This window comes from Photobacterium sp. GB-1 (assembly GCF_003026165.1).
Lineage (GTDB): Bacteria > Pseudomonadota > Gammaproteobacteria > Enterobacterales > Vibrionaceae > Photobacterium.
The window spans coordinates 1-1,478 of sequence record NZ_PYOB01000053.1 but is presented as its reverse complement, the minus strand read 5'-3'; the positions used below and the strand labels follow the sequence as shown (position 1 = coordinate 1,478).

The following is a 1,478-nucleotide window of genomic DNA, read 5'->3' as shown; positions in this document are numbered from 1 at the left end:
TCCCAGAGTCACCGGTTTTTACTACCTTCTCTGGGCTTATCGCAAGTTAATACGTCCTTCATCGCCTCTGACTGCCAAGGCATCCACCGTGTACGCTTAGTCACTTAACCATACAACCCCAAGAGGTCTTGTATGTTCAAACAACCAAGGTTTTTGTTTAACACTTCGATCAAGAAAGTATTAAACGTTGGTTTTTCGCCGGACTCGATACAAGACACTTGAATGTGTATTGTTTGAGAACTCGTTTTTATCTAAAGATAAAAACATTTTTTAAAATCAATCTATTGATTGAATTTACTAGTCAGCTTTCCAGATTGTTAAAGAGCATTGTGTTTCTATTTAAAGATCCACTTTCTAATCACACTCATAAGAATGTATTTACAAAGTGGCGTCCCGTAGGGGAGTCGAACCCCTGTTACCGCCGTGAAAGGGCGGTGTCCTAGGCCTCTAGACGAACGGGACATTGGTGGAGCTATGCGGGATCGAACCGCAGACCTCCTGCGTGCAAGGCAGGCGCTCTCCCAGCTGAGCTATAACCCCAATGTTTTACTTCTTTTAAGAAGTTCTCTAAAGAGAAAATGGTGGGCGATACCGGGCTCGAACCAGTGACCCCCTCCTTGTAAGGGAGGTGCTCTCCCAACTGAGCTAATCGCCCACGATAGTTTTAATTCCTTCGTGAGAAAGAATGGTGGGTCGTGCAGGATTCGAACCTGCGACCAATTGATTAAAAGTCAACTGCTCTACCAACTGAGCTAACGACCCAATTTGCACTTCAAAGAGAAGTGGCGTCCCGTAGGGGAGTCGAACCCCTGTTACCGCCGTGAAAGGGCGGTGTCCTAGGCCTCTAGACGAACGGGACAATGTTCATACTTAATGTTGTTGGGCAACATTAAGTGGCTCTCTTACATTTTAACCAAGCAATCTGTGTGGACACTGCATTAAACAGCAAGTCTTTAGGTAAGGAGGTGATCCAGCCCCAGGTTCCCCTAGGGCTACCTTGTTACGACTTCACCCCAGTCATGAACCACACCGTGGTAAACGCCCTCCCGAAGGTTAAGCTATCTACTTCTGGTGCAGCCCACTCCCATGGTGTGACGGGCGGTGTGTACAAGGCCCGGGAACGTATTCACCGTGACATTCTGATTCACGATTACTAGCGATTCCGACTTCATGGAGTCGAGTTGCAGACTCCAATCCGGACTACGACGTACTTTCTGGGATTCGCTCACCATCGCTGGTTGGCAGCCCTCTGTATACGCCATTGTAGCACGTGTGTAGCCCTACTCGTAAGGGCCATGATGACTTGACGTCGTCCCCACCTTCCTCCGGTTTATCACCGGCAGTCTCCCTGGAGTTCCCACCATTATGTGCTGGCAAACAAGGATAAGGGTTGCGCTCGTTGCGGGACTTAACCCAACATTTCACAACACGAGCTGACGACAGCCATGCAGCACCTGTCTCAGAGTTCCCGAAGGCAC

Annotated in this window: 5 tRNA genes and 2 rRNA genes; all 7 read right to left on the bottom strand. The window is 48.7% G+C overall.

Going from position 1 to position 1,478, the window contains the following annotated elements:
• Positions 1-110: ribosomal RNA gene (locus tag C9J45_RS21350) — 23S ribosomal RNA — on the bottom strand; the annotation flags it as partial.
• A gap of 276 nt (positions 111-386) precedes the next feature.
• Positions 387-462 (bottom strand) — tRNA-Glu (locus tag C9J45_RS21345).
• A 2-nt stretch (positions 463-464) separates the two neighbouring features.
• Positions 465-540: transfer RNA gene (locus C9J45_RS21340), tRNA-Ala, on the bottom strand.
• A 39-nt stretch (positions 541-579) separates the two neighbouring features.
• Positions 580-655, bottom strand: a tRNA-Val gene (locus C9J45_RS21335).
• A 31-nt stretch (positions 656-686) separates the two neighbouring features.
• Positions 687-762 (bottom strand) — tRNA-Lys (locus C9J45_RS21330).
• 21 nt (positions 763-783) lie between these two features.
• Positions 784-859 (bottom strand) — tRNA-Glu (locus C9J45_RS21325).
• Between the two features lie 99 nt (positions 860-958).
• Positions 959-1,478, bottom strand: a 16S ribosomal RNA gene (locus tag C9J45_RS21320); the annotation flags it as partial.